The following is a 22,707-nucleotide window of genomic DNA, read 5'->3' as shown; positions in this document are numbered from 1 at the left end:
GGAAGCGCAATGCGCTTCAGTTTGGGAGAACAACATGGCGGGTTTGCCAAGCACCGCGCGCGTGGTGATCATCGGAGGTGGCGTCGTCGGCACCTCCTCGCTCTATCATCTCGCCAAGGCGGGCTGGACTGACTGCGTGCTTCTGGAAAAGAACGAGCTGACCTCGGGCTCGACCTGGCATGCGGCCGGCAATGTGCCGACCTTCTCCTCATCCTGGTCGCTGATGAACATGCAGCGCTATTCTACCGAGCTGTACCGTGGCCTCGCCGATGCGGTCGACTACCCCATGAACTATCATGTCACCGGCTCGCTGCGGCTCGCCCATTCGCGGGAGCGGATGCAGGAATTCCAGCGCGCCAAGGGCATGGGCCGCTACCAGGGCATGGACATCGACGTGGTCGGCGTCGACGAGATCAAGCGCCGCTACCCCTTCATCGAAACGCATGATTTGAAGGGCGCCCTCTACGACCCGAGCGACGGCGACATCGACCCGGCACAGTTGACGCAGGCGCTGGCCAAGGGCGCGCGCGATCTCGGCGCGAAAATCATCCGCTTCTGCCCGGTGTCAGGCGTACGCCGCGACAAGGACGAATGGGTGGTCGAGACCCCGCAAGGCGAGATCCGCTGCGAGATCGTCATCAATGCCGCCGGTTATCGTGCGGCCGAAGTCGGCAAAATGTTCGGCCGCGAGGTGCCGATGATGGTGATGAGCCACCAGTACATTCTTTTCGAGGAGATCCCCGAACTCGCCGCCTGGTCGAAGGAACAGGGCAAGAAACTGCCGCTGCTGCGCGACGTCGACACGTCCTACTATCTGCGTCAGGAAAAATCCGGCATGAACCTCGGCCCCTACGAGCGCAATTGCCGCGCGCATTGGGCCACCCCTGGCGATCCGATGCCGGACGATTTCTCCTTCCAGCTCTTCCCCGACGATCTCGACCGGCTGGAGCATTACCTGGCCGACGCCGTCGCCCGCGTGCCGATCCTCGGCACCGCCGGCCTGTCCAAGGTCATCAACGGGCCGATTCCCTATGCGCCGGATGGCAATCCGCTGATCGGCCCGATGCCCGGTGTTCCCAATGCCTTCGAGGCTTGCGTCTTCACCTTCGGCATCGCCCAGGGCGGCGGCGCCGGCAAAGTGCTGGCCGAATGGGTCACGCAAGGCCAGACCGAATGGGACATGTGGTCCTGCGATCCGCGCCGCTTCACGTCCTTTGCCTCGGCACCGGACTATTGCGTCGCCAAGGGCCTGGAAATCTATGGCAACGAATACGCCATCCAGTTCCCCCGCCATGCCTGGCCGGAAGGGCGCGACAGAAAGCTATCGCCGATCCACGACCGCACCAAGGCGCTCGGCGGGCGCTTCGATGCCTATAATGGCTGGGAGCGCGCCACCTGGTACGCGCAACCCGGCGACGACATCTCAGAGGAAGCCACGCTGACCTTCCGCCGTGAAGGCCCCTGGCAGCATCGCGTCCGCGAGGAATGCCTCGCCGTCCGCGACGCCGCCGGCATCCTCGATCTGCCCGGTTTCTCGCGCTTCAATCTCGAAGGCCCGGGTGCGGCCGAATGGTTGAGCCTGCAAGTCACCGGACTTGTGCCGAAGCCCGGCCGCATCGGCCTGGTCTATTTCGCCGACGACAAAGGCCGCATCGTCACCGAAATGTCGGTCGTGCGCCATGGCGAGGAGCAGATGACGCTGATCACCGCGGCGGTCGCGCAATGGCACGATTTCGAATGGCTGAAGTCACGCATGCCTCGGGATGCGGCCTTCACCTTGACCGACCGCACCGAGGACTACTCCACGCAAATCCTGGCCGGCCCCAACTCTCGCAAAATCCTCGCCGATGTCTGTGCAGCCGACCTTACTCTGCCATGGCTGACGCATCAGGAGACCGAGATCGCCGGCCGCTGGGCAAAGCTGGTGCGCGTCTCCTTCGCCGGCGAACTCGGCTGGGAAATCCACACCAAGGTCGGCGACACATCAGCCATTTTCGACGCCATCTGGGCGGCCGGGCAAAAACACGGACTGAAACCGTTCGGCATGTACGCGCTGGATTCGCTCAGGCTCGAAAAAGGTTACCGCACCTGGAAAGGTGATCTCTCGACCGACTATTCCATCCTGCAAGGCGGGCTCGAGCGCTTCGTCAAATGGGAAAAGCCCGACTTCCGTGGCAAGGCCGCGCTGCAGAACGAGAAGCAGCAAGGCGTGAAGAAGCGTTTCGTCACGCTGGTCGTCGAGAACCCCGGCGATTGCGACGCGCCCTATATGTCGACGCTGTGGCACGGCGGTCAGATCGTCGGCGAGACCACGTCGGGCGGCTGGGGCCATCGCATCGACAAGTCGATCGCGCTCGGCATGCTGCGCATGGATTTGACCGAGCCCGGTACTTCCGTCGAGGTCGAAATCTTCGGCGACCGGTTCAAGGCGGTCGTACAGAACGACGAACCGCTCTGGGATCCCAGAAACGAGAGGCTGCGCGCATGAAGACGGTCATCCTCACCGATGGCGGTATGGGCCAGGAACTGGTCCGCCGCAGCAAATCCGAGCCGACGCCGTTGTGGTCGGCCAGGGTGCTGATCGACGAACCGGACCTGGTGCGCGGCCTGCACGCCGAATTCATCCGCGCCGGCGCCCGCGTCATCACCATCAACACCTATTCGGCAACGCCCGAACGCCTGGCGCGCGAGGGCGCCGAGGAGTTGTTCAAGCCGCTGCAGAAGCGTGGCATCGAACTGGCAAGGCAAGCTTGTGACGAGGCCGGCGACGCGGCCATTGCCGGCTGCCTGTCGCCGCTTTTCGGCAGCTATGCCCCGGCGCTGACCATTTCCTACCAGGAGACGCTCGACATCTACCGCCGCATCGTCGCCGAGCAGGCGGATGGCGTCGATCTCTTCCTGTGCGAGACCATGGCGTCAGCCGATGAAGCCCGCGCGGCGGTCACCGCGGCCTCCGAGAGCGGCAAGCCGGTCTGGGTGTCGTGGACGCTCGCCGATCACGGAACGCCGCGGCTGCGCAGCGGCGAGACGATCGCGGCGGCGGTTGGAGCGCTCGACGATCTGCCCGTGGCGGCGCGGCTGCTCAACTGCTGCCGGCCGGAAGCAATCGCCGCCGCCCTACCCGAACTGGTCGAGTTCGGCGGCCCGGTTGGCGCCTATGCCAATGGCTTCACATCCACCGAGGCGCTGAAGCATGGCGGCACTGTGGATGTACTGCATGCCCGCCACGACCTTGGCCCTGACGCCTACGCCGTCCAGGCCATTGGTTGGGTCGAAGCCGGCGCCCGGATCGTCGGCGGCTGCTGCGAAGTCGGCCCCGCCCATATCGCAGCCCTACGTGAAAAACTCGAACAGGCCGGCTACCAGATATCGGGAGTTCAGTGATGCCCAGACCATCATCGCGCATTTCCGGCATCGTGCCTTCCGGAAAGGATGGCTGGGAAGTCCACTCGGCCGCCTGGGCCCGCAAGGCGGCTGGCGAGGACATCATCATGCTGTCGGTTGGCGACCACGACTTCGACACGCCCTCGCAGACGATCGAAGCCTGCGTGACCGCGGTTCGCGGCAGCAACCACCATTACACGCCCCTGCCCGGCCTGCCGCGCCTGCGCCAGGCGATGGCGGCAGCCTCCAGCGCCTGTACGGGCGTCGAGACGACACCGGACCAGGTCATCGCCACGCCGGGCGGCCAGGCGGCGCTCTACGCAGCCGTGCAGGCCGTGCTCGACCAGGGCGACCACGCCATCGTCGTTGCCCCCTATTACGCCACCTACCCCAATACGTTCAGCGCTGCCGGTGCCAGCTTCACCGTCGTCGAGACACCGGCCGAGGATGGCTTCCAACCGCGCGCGGACATGATCCGCGCGGCACTGAAGCCCAACACGCGCGCCATCCTGATCAACACGCCGAACAACCCGACAGGCGCCGTCTATTCGCGCGAGCGGCTTGAACAGCTGGCGCAAATCTGCCGCGAGCATGACCTTTGGCTGCTCTCCGACGAGGTCTACTGGACGCTGGGTGGCGGCGAGCATGTCTCGCCGCGCTCGCTGCCGGGCATGGCCGAACGCACATTGGTCATCAATTCCATGTCCAAGAGCCATGGCATGACCGGCTGGCGCATGGGCTGGCTGACCGGCCCGCAAGACATGATCACGCTGCTCGTCAGTCTCAATCTGGTGACGACCTATGGCCTGCCGGCCTTCATCTCTATCGCCTGCGCCGAGGCGCTCGAAAACCACTACGGTGTCAAGGACATCGCCGAGCGCTACGCGGCGCGCCGCACCATCTTCCTCGATGCCGTGCGCGGCATGAACGACGTCACCGTGCGTGGTTCCGAAGGCGGCATGTACGTCATGCTCGACATATCCGAGGTCGAACCGGACGACGAGAAATTCGCCTGGGCCCTTCTCGACAAGGAGAATGTCGGCGTAATGCCCGGCTCCAGCTTCGGCGAAGCCGCCGCCGGTCATATCCGCATCAGCCTCTGCCAGCCGGAGCCGGTGCTGCAAGACGCGGCGGCTCGGCTGCGCCGCTTTGCTTCCACCTATCGCCGCGAGGCTGCATGACCAAGACCATCCCCACAAAGGCCATCCCTGCCAAAGCAAGGGCGGTGATCATCGGCGGCGGCGTTTCCGGCTGCTCGGTCGCCTACCATCTGGCCAAGCTCGGCTGGACCGACATCGTGCTTCTGGAACGCAAGCAGCTGACGTCGGGCACGACCTGGCACGCCGCCGGCCTGATCGGCCAATTGCGCGGCTCGCAGAACATGACGCGGCTGGCGAAATACTCGGCCGACCTCTACGTCAAGCTGGAGGCCGAGACCGAAGTCGGCACCGGCATGCGCCAGGTCGGCTCGATCACCGTCGCGCTGACCGAGGAGCGCAAGCACGAAATCTACCGGCAGGCGTCGCTCGCCCGCGCCTTCGACGTCGACGTGCGCGAGATTTCTCCCAGGGAAGTCAAGGAGATGTACCCGCATCTCAATGTCTCCGACGTGGTCGGCGCCGTGCATCTGCCGCTCGATGGCCAGTGCGACCCCGCCAACATCGCCATGGCGCTGGCCAAGGGGGCGCGCCAGCGCGGCGCCACCATCGTCGAGAATGTGAAGGTGACGAATGTTCATACCAAAGCCGGTCGCGTCACCGGCGTGTCCTGGGCACAGGGCGAGGACAAAGGCACCATCGAGGCCGACATCGTCGTCAACTGCGCCGGCATGTGGGCGCGCGAATTGGGCGCCCGGAACGGCGTCACCATCCCCCTGCACGCTTGCGAGCATTTCTACCTCGTCACCGAGCCGATCCCCGGCCTCTCTCGCCTGCCGGTGCTGCGTGTGCCGGACGAGTGCGCCTACTACAAGGAAGATGCCGGCAAGATGATGCTCGGCGCCTTCGAGCCTGTGGCCAAGCCCTGGGGCATGGACGGCATCCGCGAGGACTTCTGCTTCGACCAGTTGCCCGAGGACATGGATCACTTCGAACCCATCCTCGAAATGGGTGTCAACCGCATGCCGATGCTGGCGACCGCCGGCATCCATACCTTCTTCAACGGTCCTGAAAGCTTTACCCCCGATGACCGCTACTATCTCGGCGAGGCGCCGGAATTGTCCGGCTACTGGATGGCGACCGGCTACAACTCGATCGGCATCGTCTCCTCCGGCGGCGCCGGCATGGCGCTGGCGCAATGGATCAACGACGGTGAGGCGCCCTTCGATCTCTGGGAAGTCGACATTCGCCGCGCTCAGCCTTTCCAGAAGAACCGCCGCTATCTCAAGGAGCGCGTCTCCGAAACGCTCGGCCTGCTCTATGCCGACCATTTTCCCTATCGGCAAATGGCGACTTCGAGGAATATCAGGCGCTCGCCGCTGCATGAGCATTTGAAAGCGCGCGGGGCCGTGTTCGGCGAGGTCGCCGGCTGGGAGCGCGCCAACTGGTTCGCCCGCGAAGGACAGGAGCGCGAATACCGCTATTCCTGGAAGCGGCAGAACTGGTTCGACAACCAGCGCGAGGAGCATCTGGCCGTCCGCAACAAGGTCGGCCTGTTCGACATGACCTCGTTCGGCAAGATCCGTGTCGAGGGCCGCGACGCCTGCGCCTTCCTGCAAAGGCTGTGCGCCAACGACATGGACGTGGCGCCTGGCAAGATCGTCTACACCCAGATGCTCAATCAGCGCGGTGGCATCGAGAGCGACCTCACCGTATCCAGGCTCTCGGAGACGGCCTATTTCCTCGTCGTGCCCGGAGCGACGTTGCAGCGCGACCTAGCGTGGCTGCGCCGGCATGTCGGCGAAGAGTTCGTTGTCGTCACCGACGTGACGGCTGCCGAAAGCGTGCTTTGCCTGATGGGGCCGGATGCGCGAAAGCTGGTCCAGAAAGTCAGCCCGAACGATTTCTCCAACGAGAACAATCCGTTCGGTACGTTCCAGGAGATCGAGATCGGCATGGGCCTGGCTCGCGCCCACCGCGTCACCTATGTCGGCGAACTCGGCTGGGAACTCTATGTCTCGACCGACCAGGCTGCCCACGTCTTCGAGGCGATCGACGAGGCCGGCGCCGATGTCGGGTTGAAACTCTGCGGCCTGCACACGCTCGATTCCTGCCGCATCGAAAAGGCTTTCCGCCACTTCGGCCACGACATCACTGACGAGGACAATGTCCTGGAAGCCGGCCTCGGCTTCGCCGTGAAGACGGCCAAGGGCGACTTCATCGGCCGCGATGCGGTGCTGAAGAAGAAGGAAGCCGGATTAAGCCGCCGGCTGGTTCAGTTCCGCCTGAAGGACCCGCAACCCTTGCTCTTCCACAACGAGGCGATCCTGCGCGATGGCAAGATCGTCGGCCCCATCACCTCGGGCAATTACGGCCACCACCTCGGCGGCGCGATCGGGCTGGGCTACGTGCCGTCCCAGGGTGAAAGCGAGGCTGACGTTCTAGCCTCGTCCTACGAGATCGAAATCGCCGGCGAGCGTTTCGCGGCGGAGGTATCGCTGAAACCGATGTATGATCCGAAGGCGGAGCGGGTGAAGATGTAGCGCCTCTTCCTTCTCCCCGTTCAACGGGGAGAAGGACGCTGATCGCTTAAAACCGCTCCAGCTTCGCCCTTACCTTGACCAGGAACGCGGCCCTTGTCCGTGGCGTCGAGGCATCCATCAGATAATGCGCCAGGAAGAAGGTCCGGCAGCGCGTCGCGCAGAGCGCCCGCATGCCGCGCAGCAACGTCTTGCGTCCGGGCTGGCCGACGACGACGCTCCACCAGGTCGGCGCGCCGCAAGTCGTGATGACGCCGACCTTGGTGACATGCGTCATCAGCGACTTGATGCCTCCCTTGCCCACCGGCAGCCTGAAAGCGATGTCGGTTGCCCAGACCCGGTCGAGCCAGCCCTTCAGCATCGCCGGCAGCCCGTACCACCAGGTCGGATAGACGAAGAGGATCGCCTCGGCCCAGCCGAGCAGTTCGAAATGCGGCTTCAGCGCCGGATCCTGCGGCGCCTGGTTGTTGTAACTGCGCCGCTCCTCGCAGCTCATCACCGGATCGAATTTTTCCGCGTAGAGGTCGAGCAACCGCACCTCCCAGCCCCTTGCCTTCAGCACCTCTACGGCCGTGTCGCGTATTGAAGCGCAAAAGCTCTCCGGCACCGGATGGCAATAGACCACGAGGACCCGCATCAAAAGCTGTCCATGCTGGCGGCGACCTTTGCCGTGAAGGCCTTGCGCGTTTCATCGGTCGACAGGTTCATCGAATAATGCGCGAGATAGCTCACCGGTGCGCCCGGTTTGACGGTGGCGCGCAGCATGCGTTTTACCACCTTGCGCGGCGGATCCCCCATGAGGATGGCGCGAAACCGGCTGCCGCCATAGGTGGTGACGGCAGCGACTTTGCCAATGTTGTGCAGCGTCGGCCGCACCTTGCCGTCGACCAGCTTGAACGACACGCCGGGCAGGAAGACACGGTCGAAAAACCCCTTCAGGATCGCCGGATAGCCATAATTCCAGACCGGAAACGACAGCACCAGCGCCTCGGCCTTCTGCAGCCTTTCGACATAGCCGGCGACGGCATCTCGCGGCCCACGCTGATCATGATAGCCGAGCCGTTCGGCGCGGGTCAGGCGCGGATCGAAATCCTCGGCATAGAGATCGCAGTCGTCGACGCTATGGCCCGCCGCCGTCAGCCGCTCGACGATCGTCCGGTGCAGGCCGGCATTGAAGCTGGTTTCGACCGGATGAGCGTAGAGGACGAGGATGTTCATCAGCCGGCCTTTTGCAGCCCCTTGAACAAAAAAGTCCGGCCAGAGCGATAATCATAGTCCGGATTTTCCCAGGCGATCATCTTGCCCGGGTTGAGCAAGCCTTGCGGGTCGGTCTCGCGCTTGAAGGCGAGTTGTACGGCATCCGTCTGCTTCATGCCGCCCTCTTCCAGTGTGTAGCGGTGCGGATTGAAAATCGGGCAGCCATTCTGCTCGTGCAGGCGCACGATCTCGTCGAGCCGCGCTTCGGTGGTGAACTTAACCAATGGCAGGCCGAAGCAGGTGATGTTGCCGTCCAGCCGCACGAATTCGAGATGCGAGAACACTTCGCCCGGAAACATCGCATCCATCTTCTCGACCAGCGCCAGTTGGTTGGGAAATGGATAGAGAGACTGCAGATAGGTGATCGCAGGGTCGACACGCAACGCTCTTAGCGTGGTGTGGTTCCAGGCCAGTTCATAGGCCGGCGGCAGGCCCTTTTTGTCCTCCGGCGTCGCTGTGGCGGCGTTGAAGATCACTTCCCCGCCGGCGCGTCGGGTGAAGGCGAGGAAGGCATCCAGCCCATGCCGCGCCACCATGACGACGCAGATGCTCTGCCCCTCCCTGAAAAACTTCTGATGCCGCTTGAAATAGAGCTGCGGCACGGGTGCGGCAATCGGCGTGATCAGCTTGGTCAGGATGCCGTCCTGGCAGGCCAGCGCATTGCCGTAACGCGCCGCATCCATGAAGGCATCGAAGCCGACGATGACGTCGACCCACTCATAGGCCGCGGTCAGCGGCATCTCGACTTCGGTGATGATTCCGTTGGTGCCATAGGCATGGGTTACCTTGTGCAGATCCTCGCCGGTGAGTTCGAGCACCTTCGGCTCGGCCTCCATGGTCACCACGCGCAGGCGCAGCACATTGCCGAAATCGCGCAAACCGCCGAAATTGATCGAACCGACACCACCCGAGCCGCCGGCGATGAAGCCGCCGATCGAGGCGGTGTTGTAGGTCGAGGGAGAGAGCCGCAGTTCTTGCCCGGAATGCGCCCGCGTCGCCTTGTCGATATCGGCCAGGATCGCCCCCGGCCCGGTCACCACGCGTCCTGGCCCGATCGATTTGACCTCGTTCATTTCGGCGAGGTTGAGCACCACGCCGCCCGACAGCGGCATCGCCTGGCCATAATTGCCGGTGCCGCTGCCTCGCGGGGTCACCGGCACGCCATGCCGGTGGCAGGCGGCCAGCACGCGGATCAGTTCGGCCTCGCTCTTCGGCGTCACGATCAGATCGCCGGTGACATGGTCGAGCTGCTGTTTCAGCACCGGGCTGTACCAGTAGAAGTCGCGGCTCTTCTGCTGGACGATGGCTGGATTGTCGTCGAGCTTCAACCCGTCGAGATCGCGCTTGAGCGCCGAAACGTCCATCATTCCACCATCAGTCCGTCGAGTTCGGCATAGTCGGGCAATTGCCGGTCGATCGCCAGCCCGCCACGCACGACGATGCGATCCGATTCGGGCCGCGACAGCAATTCCGTCCAGCTTCGACCTTTGAACAGGATGAAATCGGCATCGCCGCCGGCGGCAAGTGTGCCGAAACCGTCGAGCCGCATCACCTTGGCCGGCGTTGAGGCGACCGTCTGCGGCCAGTCGGCGACCGGATGATCGAAATGCAGGATGCGCGTCGCCATGCGGTAGACCTCCAGCATGTCGAGATCGCCATAGGCATAGAACGGGTCACGCGTATTGTCCGAAGCGACGGCGACCGCAATGCCCCTCGCCTTCATCTCATGCAGCAGCGTCACGCCGCGCCAGCGCGGCGTGGTGTGGTCCGAGCGGCGGTCCTGCAGATAGAGATTGCACATCGGCAGCGACACCACTGCCAGCCCGGCTTTCGCCACCTTGTCCAGCGTATCGAGCACCTCGAGATCGGGTTGCCGTGCCAGCGAGCAGCAATGGCCGACGAGGATATTGCCCTCGAAGCCGCTCCACAGGGCCGCCTCGGCGATCTTCTTCAACGAGATGGCGGCGATATCGTCGGTCTCGTCGGCATGGAAATCAAGGTCGAGCCCATGCTTGATCGCTTGCGCGAACACATGGTCGAGCAGTTCTTCCAGATCCGGCACCATATAGGTAACGACGCCGAGCACGCCCTTGGCGGCAGCCACCCGTTTCGCCAGCCTGTCGAACCATTTCTTGTCGCGCACGCCCTCGATGCCGAGCAGACAGGCGCCCTGCAACTCGATGCGGCCGCGCCATGTCTCGCGCATCGTTTCGAACACCGGCCAGGAGATTTCCTCCTGCGGCGCGACGCTGTCGAGATGGGTGCGCAGCGCCTTGGTGCCATGCGCGTAGGCCGAGCGCAGCGAGAAATCCATGCGCTTGGCGAGGTCCTCGGCGCTCCAGCGCGCGACGCGATCGGCGCCGGCGGCATTGAGCGCGCCCATGAAGGTGCCATCAGGATTGGGCTTTCGCGGCCAGATATGCCCTTTGTCGATATGGGTGTGGCAATCGACGAAGCAGGGCAGCACGATACGGCCGGCGAGATCGACAGCACCGCTGGATATGGCTGCACGATCATGCGCTGCGACGGCGGAAATCTTGCCATCTGCCACAGCGATATCAGCGAGAGTAAAGCCGTCGCTGTCATAAGTCGCGGCGAGCCCTGGCGTCAGGGACGCGTGAAGCCGGGCTTTGGCGAGCCGGTATGAGCCTGCGTTGGGAATCAAGGGCCTACCGCTCCTGCTTCAGCGCGCTCTCGTGCCAGCGCCGCAGAATGAGATGCGAAATCAGCGACAGCACGAGGAAGATCAGGATGCCGGTGAGCGAGATCAGGAACAGCGCCGCGAACAGCCGTGGCGCGTTGAGCCGGTAACCTGCCTCGATAATGCGCGAGGCGAGGCCCGACGACTGGCCGGTGGCGCCGGCGACGAACTCCGCCACCACGGCGCCGATCAGCGACAGGCCGCCGGCGATCTTCAAACCGCCGAGGAAATACGGCATCGCCGCCGGCAGTCTGAGATAGCGCAGTTGCTGCCAGCGCGTCGCGCCATTGAGCTTGAACAGGTCGCGCAGATTTCGGTCGACGGAGTTGAGGCCGAGCGTTGTGTTGGACAGGATCGGAAAGAAGGCGACGATCCAGGCGCACAGCAGAAGCTTGGTCGTCTGGTTGTCGACATAGATGTTGATCAGCGGAAAGATCGCCACGATCGGCGTCACCTGCAGCACGATGGCGAACGGGAAGAACGACATCTCGACCCATTTCGATTGCGCGAACAGCACCGACAGGCCGACGCCGCCGATGACAGCCAGAGCCAGGCTGAGGAAGGTGATGCGCAAGGTGACCAGCAGCGAGGAAAACAAAAGCCCGGCATCGTTGTAGAGTGTCTGCAGCACCACGCCGGGGCGCGGCAGGATATATTGCGGAATCTCGTTCCACACGCAGATGCGGTCCCACAGGCAGATCGCCAGGATCATGATCGCCAGCGGCAGCAGCCAGCGGCCGGTCCGCTCGAACCGCTCCTGGCGCACACGGCGCGCTTCCTCGGGGTCGAGCGTCAATGGGCTCTCGTCAATGGCCGTCATGATGCGGTCCCGCTGTCTGGTTGATGGCACCGATCAGGACATCGGACGCTTGCCGGCACAAGGCCGCATAGTCCGGCGAGGTACGAAACGCCTCGTCGCGTGGGTAGGAGGCGTCGATGGCGAGCTCGTCGAACACCCGGCCAGGCCGCGCCGCCATGACGACGACGCGGTTGGAGAGAAACACGCTTTCAAACACGCTGTGGGTGACGAAGACGACGGTGAAGCGTTCGTCCTGCCAAAGCTCCAGCAGATCGTTGTTGAGCTTGAAGCGCGTGATCTCATCGAGTGCTGCGAACGGTTCGTCCATTAGCAGCACGCGCGGCTTCGTCACCATGGCGCGGGCGATCGAAACGCGCATCTTCATGCCGCCCGAAAGTTCGCGCGGCACGGCGTCCTCGAAGCCGGTCAGATGCACCCGCGCCAGCATCTGCGTGATCGCCGGGGCAGCCTTGGCGCGGGAAATGCCTTTCAGCCTGAGCGGCAGCCAGACATTATCGAAGACGCTGGCCCAGGGCAGCAGTGTCGGCTCCTGGAAGACGAAGCCGATATTGGCGCGGTCGAGCGAACCGCCGCCGCGCCAGTCGAGCACGCCGGAGGTCGGCGTCGACAGGCCGGCGATCAGCCGCAGCGCCGTCGACTTGCCGCAGCCCGACGGCCCCAGCAGGCTGAGGAAATCGCCTTCCCGGATCGTCAGGTCGACAGAACTCAGCGCCGTCACGCCGTTGGAAAACACCTTGCCGACGCCGCGCAGCGCCAGCAAGGTCGGAGCGACGTCCGATGCCAGCGCTTGCGCCACCTTTTCCCTCATCATGCCGGGACCGGCCTATTTCTTCAGGTCCAGCCCGACGCCCTTGTTGACGAAGGCCAGCGTGTAGGCCTTCGAGATGTCGATGCCGTCGGGCGTGACCTTGGCCTTGACCATCTTGTCGTAGAAACTCTTGATGCGCGCATCGGTCATGGCGCCGATGCCGAGCTTCTCGGTGTCGCCGGAATCGGCAAGGCCAAACTTCTTCATCTGCTCGATCGAGAAAGCGATCTGCTCGTCGCTCATGTCGGGATTGTCTTTCTTGATCATGTCGTTGGCGGCCTTGTTGTCGCCGTAGAGGTACTTGTACCAGCCCTTGGCCGAGCCATCGACGAAGCACTGGACCACCTCCGGCTTCTTGTCGATCGTGTCCTGCATCACCTCGATCGTCGTCGAATAGGTGTCCCAGCCATAGTCGGCGAGCAGGAACTGGTTCGGCACGAAGCCGCCTTCCTTCTTGACCGCGAACGGCTCCGAGGTGACGTAGCCCTGCTGGATCGACTTCTTGTTGGCGAGGAAGGGAGCAGTGTTGTAGGTGTAGGGCGCGCGCTTGGCGGCGTCGAAGCCGAGTGCCGTGACCATCCACTGGAAGAAGGTCTGCACGCCTTCGTCGCCCAGAATGTACTGGTCGGCGTTCTTCAGATCCTCCCATTTGTCGAGCCCCTCTCCGGGGTGGGACATGATGACCTGCGGATCCTTCTGGAAGTCGGCGGCCACCACGCGCATCGGAATGCCCTGCTGGACGGCATCGAAGGCCGACAGCAGATTGCCGCCCATGTAGAAATCGATCTTGCCGGCCAGGAGCATCGGCCGGCCGCTGACCTGCGGACCGCCCTGCATGATGGTGACGTCGAGGCCGCAGGCAGCATAGGTGCCGTCCGCCACGGCCTGGTAGTAGCCGCCATGTTCCGGCTCGGCCAACCAGTTGGTGCCGAAGGTGACTTTCTCGTTCGCCGCGGCACCCAGCGTGCTCGCCGCCATCAGCGCCACCACCGCCACCGAAATCTTCTGTTTTGCGTACATAGACACCGCCCTTTGTTTGCTCCGGCGCCACGCGCCAGGCTTCGACACCAAAGATTCAAGAAGCAAGACACATGCCACCGGCGTCTCGCGCCGGGACCCGCCCGCCTGCACCACAGCCATCTGCGAAAGCCGGAAAGGTCGTGCTGCACCGGAGAGCATCGTGCCTATTTTTTGAACGCATGTCCACAATCGCACCGGCGACATCCCACGCCATCTTGAAGCTGTAGTGAATCCGGTCTTAGGCTGGCGGCATCCAGGAGATTGCCATGTTCAAGTTCCTCACCCCCAAGTCGATCAAGCCGCCCTTTGCCCGGTACAGCCACGGCGTCGAAGTGCCCCCTGGCAAGCGGCTGGTGCTGTGCTCCGGCCAGGTTGCGATCACGCCGGACGACCAGATTCCGGAGGATGCCGGCGCGCAGACCGAGCTCTGCTTCCGCAACGTCGAGGCAATCCTCGCGGAAGCGGGGCTGGGGCTCGGAGATATCGTGCGAATCAACGCCTATGTCACCGATCGCGCACATCTGCGGCCCTATATGGATGTCCGCGACCGGCTGTTTTCAAGCCCAGCACCGGCTTCGACGCTGATGATCGTTTCCGGCTTTGCCCGCCCCGAATTCAAGGTCGAGGTGGAGGTCATCGCGGCCGGGTGATCGACAGGAAGCCTGTCCCGCGTTAGGTCTGCCGTGACCATTGAAGAGGCATGATATGACCGTAGCCAAAAGACGCGTCTGGTGGGGTGACTACCGGACAACTGAGTATGCCTCGATCGATTCCGAGGCGACGATCGCCGTGCTGCCGGTGGCGGCGATAGAGCAGCATGGGCCGCATCTGCCTGTCTCGACCGACACCTCGATCATGAGCGGCATGCTCGACACCGTGATCGCCCGCCTGCCCGACGATCTCGATATCCGTATCCTGCCTGTGCAGGCGGTGGGCAAGTCGAACGAGCATCTGCACGCGCCGGGCACGCTCACTCTGCCGGCAACGACGCTGGTCGACGCGTGGACCGAGCTTGGCCTGTCGATCGCGCGCGCCGGCGTGCGCAAACTCGTCGTCGTCAACTCGCATGGCGGCAATGAAGAGATCATGGGCATCATAACGCGAGAATTGCGCGTGCGCGAAAAGATGCTGGCCGTGAAGACCAGCTGGCAGCGCTTTGGCCGCCCGGCCGGCATGTACACCGAACTCGAGGACCGCCACGGCATCCATGGCGGCGATGTCGAGACGTCGCTGATGCTGCATTTCCGGCCGGATCTGGTCGACATGGCCAAGGCGGACAATTTCGTTTCCAACGTCGCCAGGGCCGAAAAGGAATTCTCGCTGCTGCGCCACACCGGCACCCACGCCTTCGCCTGGATCGCCAGCGACTTGAACCCGAACGGCGTGGTCGGCGATGCCAGCATCGCGACACCGGAGAAAGGCCGGCTGACGGCAGAACATCAGGCCGACGGTTTTATCAGCCTGCTCAGGGACGTGCGCAAGGCGAAGCTCGCAGAGTGGCTGAAGTAGGCCCTACCCTTCGAGCTTCAGCGCGAACGGCGTGCCTTCGAAGGCATCGGCGCCACGGCCGATCGACTGGATCGCCTCGATCATGCGGCCGTTGCGATCAAGCAGCGCATCGGCCACCGCGATCAGTCGGGGGTTGGGCGTTGCCGAAGGCGACAATGCCCTCAACGTTTGCGCCAATTCCATCTCATCGCGTTTCGGCGCCAGCGCGGCGGCGATGATGTAGGCCGAAGCGGTCGAGCGGCTGATGCCGGCGTAGCAATGCACCACCATCGGCTTGGCCCGATCCCAGCCGCGGGCAAAATCGAGCAGGCTGCGCACATGTTCCTCGCCCGGCATGGTCATGCCGTCCTGCGCCACGGCGATGTCGTGCATGACCAGATGCAGATGATTTTCCCTCGCGATCGAGGCCGGACGCGTCACATCGGTTCCGACCGAGAGCAGCGACAGCATGCGGTCGGCGCCGGTCCGGGCCACCGTTTCCTCGATCTTCGCCAGCGAGCAGACATGGATCATTGTTCGCAACCTTTCGACCGATCCTCGCGCCGCGCGGCCCATCCGGCAAGAGCGGATTCGAGACGCTGCCATTCCTCCTGACATCCCGGCAAGCCGGCGCGCAGGGCATGCGGCCGGTCGGGAAAATGCCGCAGCAGGACGCCGCGCTCGCCAAGCGCTGAAAACAGGCCGGCGGCATCCGGCAGTTGAAGGTAGCGGAACAATGTGGTGCCCCCTGCAACGGGAACGCCGAAACGGCCGAACAGTCCGTCGAGCCGCGCGGCTGCCTCGGTTAGCGATGCCCGCATCGCATCCTGCCAGCCAATGTCGGCAAGCGCGCGGATGCCGTATTCCAGCGCCGGTCCGGCGACGGCCCAGGGCCCGAATTGCGTTTCCAGAAATTCCACCGTCGCTGCATTAGAAAGCGCGAAGCCAAGCCGCACCCCGGCGAGGCCGAAGAATTTGCCGAACGAGCGCAGCACGACGATGCCGCCTCGATCGACATCACCAGCGAGGCTGTGCTGGCGCGGGCCGACATCCATGAACGCCTCGTCGACGACAAGCCGCCCGCCCTTAGCGCGCAGTCCGGCGGCCAGCGCCAGCAGCCGGTCGCGCTCGATGACGCGTCCATCGGGATTGTTCGGATTGACCACGATGGCAAGATCGGCCTCTGCCAGTGCCGCGAAATCCCGGACTTCGGTCACCTCATGCCCGGCAATCGCCGCGGCGCGGGCATGTTCGGCATAGGTCGGGCCCAGAACAAGTGCCTTGCCAGGTCTGACCAGCGATGCCACGCGCGGCAACAGTATCTGCGTGCCGGGCGCGGCGACGACATTGACCGGCGACGGCGCGCTATAGGTGCTGGCGGCGATCTCTGTCAGTTCGCGCCCGCGCGCCGCTTCCGGCAATCGCGCCAACGAGGTGGCGGGCAGGTCGAAAAGCGGGTAGGAGTGCGGATTGATACCGGTCGAGAGGTCGACGAAAGGCAGCAAGGCGTTGGGAAAAAGCGCCCTCGCCCGGCCGAGACTTCCACCATGGTCCACCGCTCCTTCAAGAAGCCTCATGTCAGTCCTTATCGCTTTCCTGTCATTGGCCGTCGAATCCGTCCTGGGTTACCCGGACTGGCTGTTCCGAGCCATCGGCCATCCGGTAACGTGGTTCGGCAGGCTGATATCCTTTCTCGACATCAGGCTCAACCGCGCCACTGATCCCGATGCGCTGCGTCGCCAACGCGGCGTCCAGGCGCTGCTGGTCATCGTGCTTGTGCCGACGGTGATCGGCCTCTGCATACAGCTTGTCCTCATCTGGTTCGTTCCCCTGGGACTGGTTGTCGCGGCTCTCCTGGCGACATCGCTGCTGTCGCAGAAGAGCCTTTACGAACATGTCGAGGCGGTGGCCGACGCCCTCGACTCGGGCGGCCTCGCCATGGGCCGTGTCGCCGTCTCGCGCATCGTCGGCCGCGATCCCGAAGCGCTCGACCGCGCCGCCGTCTGCCGCGCGGCGATCGAAAGCCTGGCCGAGAACTTTTCCGACGGTATCGTCGCCCCTACCTTCTGGACCGGTGTCGGCGGATTGGCCGGCGGTGCTGCCTACAAGGCCGCCAACACCGCCGATTCGATGATCGGCCATCGCACCCCGCGCCATGAGGCTTTCGGCTGGGCGGCGGCGCGTTTCGACGATTGGATCAACCTGCCGGCATCGCGGCTGACGGCGCTGCTGATCGTGCTGGCGGCTTTCCTGGTCAAGGGCGCTGATCCCGGCAACGCCAGGCAGGCCGTGTGGCGTGATGCCAAGAAGCACCGCTCGCCCAATGCCGGCTGGCCGGAAGCGGCCATGGCCGGCGCGCTTGGTCTGGCACTTGCCGGGCCACGAAGCTATGGCGGCATCGTCGTCGACGACGTTTTCATGGGCGAAGGCGGCCGCCGCGACGTCGACAGCGGCGACATCAGGCGGGCGCTGAAGCTCTACCGCGTCGCCGACTATCTGCTGATCGCGTTGTTTGGCGTGGTCTCGGCGATCGCCGTTCTTGCGTTCTAAAGCGCGTCGCGCTGAAAGGGATTCAGGCGACGCGCTTTAAGTCTTTGTTTTGATGCATGTCGTTGTCCCAGAACCGCTGCACACTTCTGGACGACATGCATCAGAACTCTATTCCCTGCTGCGCCTTCACGCCGGCCGAAAAATGATGCTTGGTGACACCCATCTCGGTGACCAGGTCGGCTGCCTCGACCAAGGCCGGCTTGGCGTTGCGGCCGGTGACGACGACATGCAGGTCCTCGCGGCGGGTCTTCAGCGCGGCAACCACCTTTTCGAGATCGAGATAATCGTAGCGCAGAGCGATGTTGAGCTCGTCGAGCACGACGAGGCTGATCGAGGGATCGGCGATCAGCTCCAGCGCCTTGGCCCAGGCAGCTTCCGCCGCCGCGATGTCGCGCTTCAGATCCTGCGTCTCCCAGGTAAAGCCCTCGCCCATCGCATGCCAGACGACACGGTCGCCGAAGGCAGCAAACGCATCCTTCTCGCCCGTATGCCACTTGCCCTTGATGAACTGGACGACGCCGACACGCTTGCCGTAGCCGAGCATGCGAAGTGCGAGGCCGAAGGCGGCCGTGGTCTTGCCCTTGCCGGGACCGGTGTTGACGATGAGCAGCCCTTTTTCGATCGTCTTGGCCGCCACCTCGGCGTCCTGCACCGCCTTGCGCTTGGCCATCTTGGCGCGATGGCGCTCTTCGTCCCGGTCTTCGGTGGGCTTGTTGTCGATGTCGGTCATCTCATTTCACCTTGAGCGGCAATCCCGCCACCATCAGCAGCACCGTGTCGGCAATCGCCGCGATCTGCTGGTTGAGCCGTCCGGCTTCATCGCAAAAACGGCGCGCCAGCGCATTGTCAGGCACGATGCCTTGCCCGACCTCGTTGGAGACAACGAACCAAGGCCCGCGCGTCCGCGACAGCACATCCGCCAGCCGCCGGCACTCGGCTCCAACGTCGTGATCGGCCAGCATGTGATTGGTCAGCCACAGCGTCAGGCAGTCGACCAGCACCGGCTGGTTGTCGGGCAAGGCCTCGAGCGCGCCGGCAAGGTCTAGCGGTGCGTCGATGGTCGTCCAGCCCTCGCCACGCCGCGAGCGGTGCAATGCGATACGCTCACGCATCTCGTCGTCATAGGCTTGGGCCGTGGCGATATAGGTCCAGGGCGACGCCAACGCCGTCGCCAGGGCTTCGGCATGCGCGCTCTTGCCGGAGCGCGCACCGCCGACGATGAAGGTCAGCTTGCCTTGATCAGGCAAAGCTGTCGCGCAGGCCGGTCGCGCTGCCGGTGAAGCGTCCGCGTACCACGCCGACGACGGCGCCAAGCACCAGCCAGAACACCAGATTGGTCACGGTCACCGCCACCACGAACTGGTGGTGCAAACCTTCCGGGATCGGCGTCTCGAAGCTGTCCGGCTGCGGCGCGCCAACGATGTGCGGGGCAACGATCAGCGCCACGCCGAGAATGGCCAGCGGCAGCGACTTCCGGAACGCGATCAGGCCGAGCCCGCTGGCGGTCGCGACCACGGTTGCCACCCACCAGATCTGTCGCTGCGTCAGGTCGGCGGCAGGCATGGCCGGCAGTTCCGGCGGCAGGCCGAGCCCAGGCGCCAGCGTGAACACGGCAAAGCCGGCCAGACCCCAGAACACGCCCTGGCGCCAATTGCCGATGCCGCCGGCGAATTCCGAAACCGCGACCAGGATCAATGCGAAGCCGATGCCGGTGACGACGTTGGAGACGACGTTGAAGGCAAAGCGCTCGAAGCCGTCGGCCGGCGCCCAGCCCTCGTCTTCGGCCGGGGCCTCAGTCGGTGCCGGCGTGGCAGTGCTCATGGTATTTGATGCCGCCGGTGCGGCGGAGCTCATTGCGTTGCCGCTGGCGGCATCAGCCGGCGCCGCGGCGTGTTCATGCTTGTGGCCGCCTTCAGCCTGTTCGTAGACTTCCGCCTTGAGGATCAGCGGCACGGTGGCATAGGCCTGCATGCAGGCAAGAGCGACGCCGGCCACGAGCCCTGCGATCGCCGCGATGAACACGACGTTGCGAAACAGATTCATGATGTGAGACCCTCGTCAGTGGCAGGGAAACGCCATCGAATGCCGGTTGTCATGACCGGCATTGTGGACCGCATCGATATGCGAGAAGCCGACAAAGCCGATGATGAACGTGCCGAGCAGCGCGGCGAGCGCCAGCTGCATGAAGCGCGACTGCGAGGAGACGGAAGCGCCGAGGGAGACGGAAGCGGTATTCATGTCTTGTCCTTTCACCCTCCACCCGAGGGCCTGTCAGTTTTGCCGTCGTCGGCAGGTCTCCTGGCTCACGGATCAGCGCCCTTCTCCACCTTCCCGAAGACGAGTCTTCAGTGGCATATGGAGAGGACTACCGCACACAGTTGCGGGGGCAGCCGCGGCATTGGGCAAGACTTTTGCCCGCACCACATTCCCTCTTGGCTCCAAAGTGGAACCGACGACCGGATGACTATAGGGAAAATCACGAGACGCGGCAAACCAAATTCCGCCGGCGAACAGCGAGATTGCGCCATGCCGTCTCCAGGCACGACAATTGACAATTCGCCCGGCCAGGTGTCGGCTGGCGCCTTCACAGGAAGCCAGCCATGCATCCCACTGCCAGCGAGCGCGATCCCTATAATGGCCTGACCCAGGCCGAACCGACCCTGCCCTCATCTGCCTATTGGGACGGTGCGGGCTACCAGCGCGACCTCGATGCCATCTGGTACAGGAGCTGGCTGCTCGTCTGCCGAGAGGCCGATCTGGGCCAGCCGCTGGCCTTCCGCCGATTCCGTATCGGTACGCAGGACATCATCGTGCTGCGTGACGACACCGGCGAACTGCGCGCCTTCCACAACACTTGCCGCCATCGCGGCTCGCAGCTTTGCCAGGAGAGCGACGGCCGGCTGAAGGCGCGGCTGATCACGTGCCCCTACCATGCCTGGTCCTATTCGCTGCGCGGCGACCTCGTGCGGGTGCCCTCGAAATCGCTGCCGGACGGCTTCGACAAATCAGACCATCCGCTCTACCGCGTCGCGCTCTCGGTCTGGCGCGGCTTCGTGTTCATCAATCTGCAGGAGGACGCGGCGGGCTCGGCGCAGGCATCCTTCGACCCCACCTCCGGCAATCTCGGCAACTGGCCGCTGGAAACGCTGGTGACAGGCCATGTGCTGCGCAAGGTGATGCACTGCAACTGGAAGATTTTTTGGGAAAACTTCAACGAGTGCCTGCACTGTCCGGGCGTCCACAAGGACCTGTCGCGGCTGGTGCCGATCTATGGCCGCGGCCTGATGAGCCGGCATGACGACCCCGAATGGACGCGCCACGCCGACAATGACGCGCCCGAGTTTTCCGGCGGCCTGCGCGCCGGCGCCGAGACCTGGTCGCGCGACGGCCAGACGCATGGGCCGGTCTTTCCGGGGCTGACACCAACCGAACGCGCCGCCGGCCAGACCTACGCCACCAGCCTGCCCTCGATGTTCATCGTTGGTCATGTCGACTATGTCAGGACCGTGCGCCTGGTGCCGCTCGGCCCCGAACAGACGGAGCTTGTCGCCGAATGGCTGTTCGCGCCCGAGGCGCTGGCCACGACCGACATCGACAACATCGTCGCCTTCGGCACACAGGTGCTGGAAGAGGATGCAGCGATCTGCGAGGTCAACCAGAGGGGCCTGCGTTCGATGCGGCACGAAGCCGGCGTGCTGATGCCCGAGGAATATGAGCTGCACCGTTTCCACAATTGGGTGCGCGAACGGCACGCGGCGCATGCACCAAAGCCGTGACCGTCAGAGAGACTTCGGCAGATACCGCCATGTCACGAAGCCGCATATCGCCGCCAGCAGGCTGAGCGTGACGAACACCGAGCCCAGACCGAAGAAGATCAGCACGACGGAGTAGACCAGCGGCGGGGTCAGCTCGGAAAAATCGAGATAGGTGCGGTAGACCGCCGCCATCTGCGCCCGTTCATAGGAGCGCACCGAGCGCATGAAGGCGGTCGAACCCAGCGCGTCGAGCGCGATGGTGAAGAACGCGCCGCCAAGCAGGAAAGCCCCGGTCAGCAACGGTGCGCTCGCTCCCACCGTGCCCGCAGCCAGCAGCATTGCCGACATGGCGAAATAGGCAAATGTCATGGTGCGGCGGCCGCCGAAGCGCTTCCCGGCCTTGCCCCAGAAGATGGCCATGAACAAAAGCGCGTTGCCGGCCGAGACCAGCAGGCCGCCGGCCAGCTTGCCCTCGCCCGTGATGACCATGAACAGTGGCCCGTAGACAAAGAAGGTCGTCCAGAAGCAGGAGCGCCCGAAGGCGATCAGCCAGGCCAGCCTCAATCTGGGCTGTGCGATGAAGCGGCCGATATTGGCGAGCGGATTGGCCGGCCGGGTCTTGCCGGGCCGTATCGACTGGTTGTCGCTCAGCCGGTAGAACCAGAACAGCGCCAGCAAAGCCAACGCGAACACCGCCACTGCGCCATGCGCGGCATAGATGCCGAAACGGGCGTAAAGAAAAATGCCGAGCGTCGGCCCGCCGGTCCAGGCGAGCATCGACCACGCCATGCGCAGCGATTCGGCCTGCATGAAGTCGGTCTTGCGGATGTGGTCCATGATGTAGAGGTTGAGCGTGATCGACAGCGCGCTGGCGCCCATCACCCGGCACAACATGCCCGCCAATTGTCCGGCAAGCGTATGGGTGACGAAGAACAGCGAGCCGATGGCGAGCAGGCAGGCGCCGGCGGTATAGACCCAGCGCCGGGCAAAGCGGCGGATCAGTAGCGGCATGAACAAGGTCACAGACAGGCCGAGCAGCGCCACGATCGTGTAGAGGATCGAGACGATCTGCTCGTTATGCAGGATCTCGTAGGCCTGGATCGGAATGACGCTCGACACCGTGGCGCGGGCGAAGGATTCGACCGCGTAGAGCGAGGCGAAGGTGCGCGCATCCGCGGCCTTGAGGGCCGGGAGCCAGATCGGGTGGCGCACGTGGGTGGACATTGCTTCCCCAAAGCAGAATCACCGGTCGAATCTGCCGTGGTCAGTCCCGTACCGATAAGAGGA

At 64.2% G+C, this 22,707-nt stretch carries 22 protein-coding genes and 1 riboswitch; of the genes, 8 read left to right on the top strand and 14 right to left on the bottom strand.

All coding sequences use genetic code 11. The annotated features are described in order from the left end of the window. Window positions 1-34 precede the first annotated feature (34 nt). The 4 genes from A3AU_RS0102010 to A3AU_RS0101995 are packed head-to-tail and all read left to right on the top strand — an operon-like array spanning window position 35 to window position 7,024. A complete protein-coding gene (locus A3AU_RS0102010; protein WP_027051299.1) occupies window positions 35-2,488 on the top strand; it encodes a GcvT family protein in 2,454 nt (817 codons plus the stop codon). After that, entirely contained in the window at window positions 2,485-3,384 is a 900-nt protein-coding gene (locus A3AU_RS0102005) for a homocysteine S-methyltransferase family protein (RefSeq protein WP_027051298.1), read from the top strand. Before A3AU_RS0102010 ends, A3AU_RS0102005 begins: the two co-directional genes overlap by 4 nt. Then, the gene (locus A3AU_RS0102000; RefSeq protein WP_027051297.1) at window positions 3,384-4,565 is read left to right on the top strand and encodes a pyridoxal phosphate-dependent aminotransferase; all 1,182 of its coding nucleotides are present in this window, start codon (window positions 3,384-3,386) and stop codon (window positions 4,563-4,565) included. The genes A3AU_RS0102005 and A3AU_RS0102000 overlap by 1 nt, the downstream gene beginning before the upstream one ends. After that, window positions 4,562-7,024, top strand: a complete 2,463-nt coding sequence (locus tag A3AU_RS0101995) for a GcvT family protein (protein WP_027051296.1) — start codon at window positions 4,562-4,564, stop codon at window positions 7,022-7,024. The genes A3AU_RS0102000 and A3AU_RS0101995 overlap by 4 nt, the downstream gene beginning before the upstream one ends. A gap of 46 nt (window positions 7,025-7,070) precedes the next feature. Here A3AU_RS0101995 and A3AU_RS0101990 read toward each other — a convergent pair whose 3' ends face one another. The 7 genes from A3AU_RS0101990 to A3AU_RS0101960 are packed head-to-tail and all read right to left on the bottom strand — an operon-like array spanning window position 7,071 to window position 13,627. Continuing rightward, complete coding sequence (locus tag A3AU_RS0101990; protein ID WP_027051295.1) at window positions 7,071-7,658, bottom strand: NAD(P)H-dependent oxidoreductase; 588 nt, start codon at window positions 7,656-7,658, stop codon at window positions 7,071-7,073. Further along, window positions 7,658-8,239 (bottom strand): NAD(P)H-dependent oxidoreductase, encoded by a 582-nt coding sequence (locus tag A3AU_RS0101985; protein ID WP_027051294.1) that lies wholly within the window; start codon window positions 8,237-8,239, stop codon window positions 7,658-7,660. Before A3AU_RS0101985 ends, A3AU_RS0101990 begins: the two co-directional genes overlap by 1 nt. Next, on the bottom strand, window positions 8,239-9,642 hold the full coding sequence (locus tag A3AU_RS0101980) for an FAD-binding oxidoreductase (protein WP_027051293.1): 1,404 nt from the start codon (window positions 9,640-9,642) through the stop codon (window positions 8,239-8,241). Before A3AU_RS0101980 ends, A3AU_RS0101985 begins: the two co-directional genes overlap by 1 nt. Beyond that, window positions 9,642-10,943, bottom strand: coding sequence for a cytosine deaminase (locus A3AU_RS0101975; RefSeq protein WP_027051292.1), 1,302 nt, complete (start codon window positions 10,941-10,943; stop codon window positions 9,642-9,644). Before A3AU_RS0101975 ends, A3AU_RS0101980 begins: the two co-directional genes overlap by 1 nt. Window positions 10,944-10,947: 4 nt before the next feature. After that, window positions 10,948-11,799, bottom strand: a complete 852-nt coding sequence (locus A3AU_RS0101970; protein ID WP_027051291.1) for an ABC transporter permease — start codon at window positions 11,797-11,799, stop codon at window positions 10,948-10,950. Then, window positions 11,786-12,610, bottom strand: a complete 825-nt coding sequence (locus A3AU_RS0101965) for an ABC transporter ATP-binding protein (protein WP_027051290.1) — start codon at window positions 12,608-12,610, stop codon at window positions 11,786-11,788. Before A3AU_RS0101965 ends, A3AU_RS0101970 begins: the two co-directional genes overlap by 14 nt. 12 nt (window positions 12,611-12,622) lie before the next feature. Then, a complete protein-coding gene (locus tag A3AU_RS0101960; RefSeq protein WP_027051289.1) occupies window positions 12,623-13,627 on the bottom strand; it encodes an ABC transporter substrate-binding protein in 1,005 nt (334 codons plus the stop codon). 266 nt (window positions 13,628-13,893) lie between these two features. Here A3AU_RS0101960 and A3AU_RS0101955 point away from each other — a divergent pair, with 266 nt between their 5' ends. Next, on the top strand, window positions 13,894-14,277 hold the full coding sequence (locus tag A3AU_RS0101955) for a RidA family protein (protein WP_027051288.1): 384 nt from the start codon (window positions 13,894-13,896) through the stop codon (window positions 14,275-14,277). Window positions 14,278-14,332: 55 nt separating this feature from the next. Then, the gene (locus A3AU_RS0101950) at window positions 14,333-15,136 is read left to right on the top strand and encodes a creatininase family protein (protein WP_027051287.1); all 804 of its coding nucleotides are present in this window, start codon (window positions 14,333-14,335) and stop codon (window positions 15,134-15,136) included. Window positions 15,137-15,139: 3 nt separating this feature from the next. On the opposite strand, the gene A3AU_RS0101945 is transcribed toward A3AU_RS0101950, so the two are convergent. Together A3AU_RS0101945 and cobD are read right to left on the bottom strand one after the other, a co-directional pair. After that, the gene (locus A3AU_RS0101945) at window positions 15,140-15,649 is read right to left on the bottom strand and encodes a tyrosine phosphatase family protein (protein WP_027051286.1); all 510 of its coding nucleotides are present in this window, start codon (window positions 15,647-15,649) and stop codon (window positions 15,140-15,142) included. Then, window positions 15,646-16,692, bottom strand: a complete 1,047-nt coding sequence (cobD, locus tag A3AU_RS0101940; RefSeq protein ID WP_027051285.1) for a threonine-phosphate decarboxylase CobD — start codon at window positions 16,690-16,692, stop codon at window positions 15,646-15,648. The genes A3AU_RS0101945 and cobD overlap by 4 nt, the downstream gene beginning before the upstream one ends. Between cobD and cbiB the strand changes: the two genes are divergently transcribed. Then, on the top strand, window positions 16,691-17,665 hold the full coding sequence (gene cbiB, locus A3AU_RS0101935; RefSeq protein WP_027051284.1) for an adenosylcobinamide-phosphate synthase CbiB: 975 nt from the start codon (window positions 16,691-16,693) through the stop codon (window positions 17,663-17,665). The two genes, cobD and cbiB, sit on opposite strands and share 2 nt — an antisense overlap. Window positions 17,666-17,765: 100 nt before the next feature. Here the strand turns inward: cbiB and cobO are convergent, their stop codons facing one another. The 4 genes from cobO to A3AU_RS0101915 are packed head-to-tail and all read right to left on the bottom strand — an operon-like array spanning window position 17,766 to window position 19,903. Next, window positions 17,766-18,395, bottom strand: a complete 630-nt coding sequence (gene cobO, locus A3AU_RS0101930) for a cob(I)yrinic acid a,c-diamide adenosyltransferase (protein WP_027051283.1) — start codon at window positions 18,393-18,395, stop codon at window positions 17,766-17,768. A gap of 1 nt (window position 18,396) precedes the next feature. Further along, window positions 18,397-18,912: a bifunctional adenosylcobinamide kinase/adenosylcobinamide-phosphate guanylyltransferase gene (gene cobU / locus A3AU_RS0101925; RefSeq protein ID WP_027051282.1), complete on the bottom strand. Its 516-nt coding sequence runs from the start codon at window positions 18,910-18,912 to the stop codon at window positions 18,397-18,399. Beyond that, window positions 18,905-19,708 carry a CbtA family protein gene (locus A3AU_RS0101920; protein ID WP_027051281.1) on the bottom strand — a complete coding sequence of 268 codons (804 nt, stop codon included), beginning with the start codon at window positions 19,706-19,708 and terminating at the stop codon, window positions 18,905-18,907. The genes cobU and A3AU_RS0101920 overlap by 8 nt, the downstream gene beginning before the upstream one ends. A 15-nt stretch (window positions 19,709-19,723) precedes the next feature. Beyond that, on the bottom strand, window positions 19,724-19,903 hold the full coding sequence (locus A3AU_RS0101915; protein ID WP_027051280.1) for a CbtB domain-containing protein: 180 nt from the start codon (window positions 19,901-19,903) through the stop codon (window positions 19,724-19,726). A gap of 33 nt (window positions 19,904-19,936) precedes the next feature. Beyond that, window positions 19,937-20,134: riboswitch (cobalamin riboswitch) on the bottom strand. 131 nt (window positions 20,135-20,265) lie between these two features. On the opposite strand from A3AU_RS0101915, the gene A3AU_RS0101910 reads away from it, so the two are divergent. Beyond that, a complete protein-coding gene (locus tag A3AU_RS0101910) occupies window positions 20,266-21,441 on the top strand; it encodes an aromatic ring-hydroxylating oxygenase subunit alpha (RefSeq protein WP_027051279.1) in 1,176 nt (391 codons plus the stop codon). Between the two features lie 3 nt (window positions 21,442-21,444). Here A3AU_RS0101910 and A3AU_RS0101905 read toward each other — a convergent pair whose 3' ends face one another. Further along, entirely contained in the window at window positions 21,445-22,644 is a 1,200-nt protein-coding gene (locus A3AU_RS0101905; protein ID WP_027051278.1) for an MFS transporter, read from the bottom strand. Window positions 22,645-22,707: the final 63 nt, after the last annotated feature.

It is taken from the genome of Mesorhizobium erdmanii USDA 3471 (assembly GCF_000472705.1).
GTDB lineage: Bacteria > Pseudomonadota > Alphaproteobacteria > Rhizobiales > Rhizobiaceae > Mesorhizobium > Mesorhizobium erdmanii.
This window is presented reverse-complemented; position numbering and strand designations above follow the sequence as displayed.

What these genes read in the sequence shown, in the direction of transcription:
- A3AU_RS0102010 (WP_027051299.1), top strand. Translation starts at nt 35, where the DNA reads ATGGCGGGTTTGCCAAGCACCGCGCGCGTGGTGATCATCGGAGGTGGC.
- A3AU_RS0102005 (WP_027051298.1), top strand. Translation starts at nt 2,485, where the DNA reads ATGAAGACGGTCATCCTCACCGATGGCGGTATGGGCCAGGAACTGGTC.
- A3AU_RS0102000 (WP_027051297.1), top strand. Translation starts at nt 3,384, where the DNA reads ATGCCCAGACCATCATCGCGCATTTCCGGCATCGTGCCTTCCGGAAAG.
- A3AU_RS0101995 (WP_027051296.1), top strand. Translation starts at nt 4,562, where the DNA reads ATGACCAAGACCATCCCCACAAAGGCCATCCCTGCCAAAGCAAGGGCG.
- A3AU_RS0101990 (WP_027051295.1), bottom strand. Translation starts at nt 7,658, where the DNA reads ATGCGGGTCCTCGTGGTCTATTGCCATCCGGTGCCGGAGAGCTTTTGC.
- A3AU_RS0101985 (WP_027051294.1), bottom strand. Translation starts at nt 8,239, where the DNA reads ATGAACATCCTCGTCCTCTACGCTCATCCGGTCGAAACCAGCTTCAAT.
- A3AU_RS0101980 (WP_027051293.1), bottom strand. Translation starts at nt 9,642, where the DNA reads ATGGACGTTTCGGCGCTCAAGCGCGATCTCGACGGGTTGAAGCTCGAC.
- A3AU_RS0101970 (WP_027051291.1), bottom strand. Translation starts at nt 11,799, where the DNA reads ATGACGGCCATTGACGAGAGCCCATTGACGCTCGACCCCGAGGAAGCG.
- A3AU_RS0101965 (WP_027051290.1), bottom strand. Translation starts at nt 12,610, where the DNA reads ATGATGAGGGAAAAGGTGGCGCAAGCGCTGGCATCGGACGTCGCTCCG.
- A3AU_RS0101960 (WP_027051289.1), bottom strand. Translation starts at nt 13,627, where the DNA reads ATGTACGCAAAACAGAAGATTTCGGTGGCGGTGGTGGCGCTGATGGCG.
- A3AU_RS0101955 (WP_027051288.1), top strand. Translation starts at nt 13,894, where the DNA reads ATGTTCAAGTTCCTCACCCCCAAGTCGATCAAGCCGCCCTTTGCCCGG.
- A3AU_RS0101950 (WP_027051287.1), top strand. Translation starts at nt 14,333, where the DNA reads ATGACCGTAGCCAAAAGACGCGTCTGGTGGGGTGACTACCGGACAACT.
- A3AU_RS0101945 (WP_027051286.1), bottom strand. Translation starts at nt 15,649, where the DNA reads ATGATCCATGTCTGCTCGCTGGCGAAGATCGAGGAAACGGTGGCCCGG.
- cbiB (WP_027051284.1), top strand. Translation starts at nt 16,691, where the DNA reads ATGTCAGTCCTTATCGCTTTCCTGTCATTGGCCGTCGAATCCGTCCTG.
- cobD (WP_027051285.1), bottom strand. Translation starts at nt 16,692, where the DNA reads ATGAGGCTTCTTGAAGGAGCGGTGGACCATGGTGGAAGTCTCGGCCGG.
- cobO (WP_027051283.1), bottom strand. Translation starts at nt 18,395, where the DNA reads ATGACCGACATCGACAACAAGCCCACCGAAGACCGGGACGAAGAGCGC.
- A3AU_RS0101920 (WP_027051281.1), bottom strand. Translation starts at nt 19,708, where the DNA reads ATGAATCTGTTTCGCAACGTCGTGTTCATCGCGGCGATCGCAGGGCTC.
- A3AU_RS0101915 (WP_027051280.1), bottom strand. Translation starts at nt 19,903, where the DNA reads ATGAATACCGCTTCCGTCTCCCTCGGCGCTTCCGTCTCCTCGCAGTCG.
- A3AU_RS0101910 (WP_027051279.1), top strand. Translation starts at nt 20,266, where the DNA reads ATGCATCCCACTGCCAGCGAGCGCGATCCCTATAATGGCCTGACCCAG.
- A3AU_RS0101905 (WP_027051278.1), bottom strand. Translation starts at nt 22,644, where the DNA reads ATGTCCACCCACGTGCGCCACCCGATCTGGCTCCCGGCCCTCAAGGCC.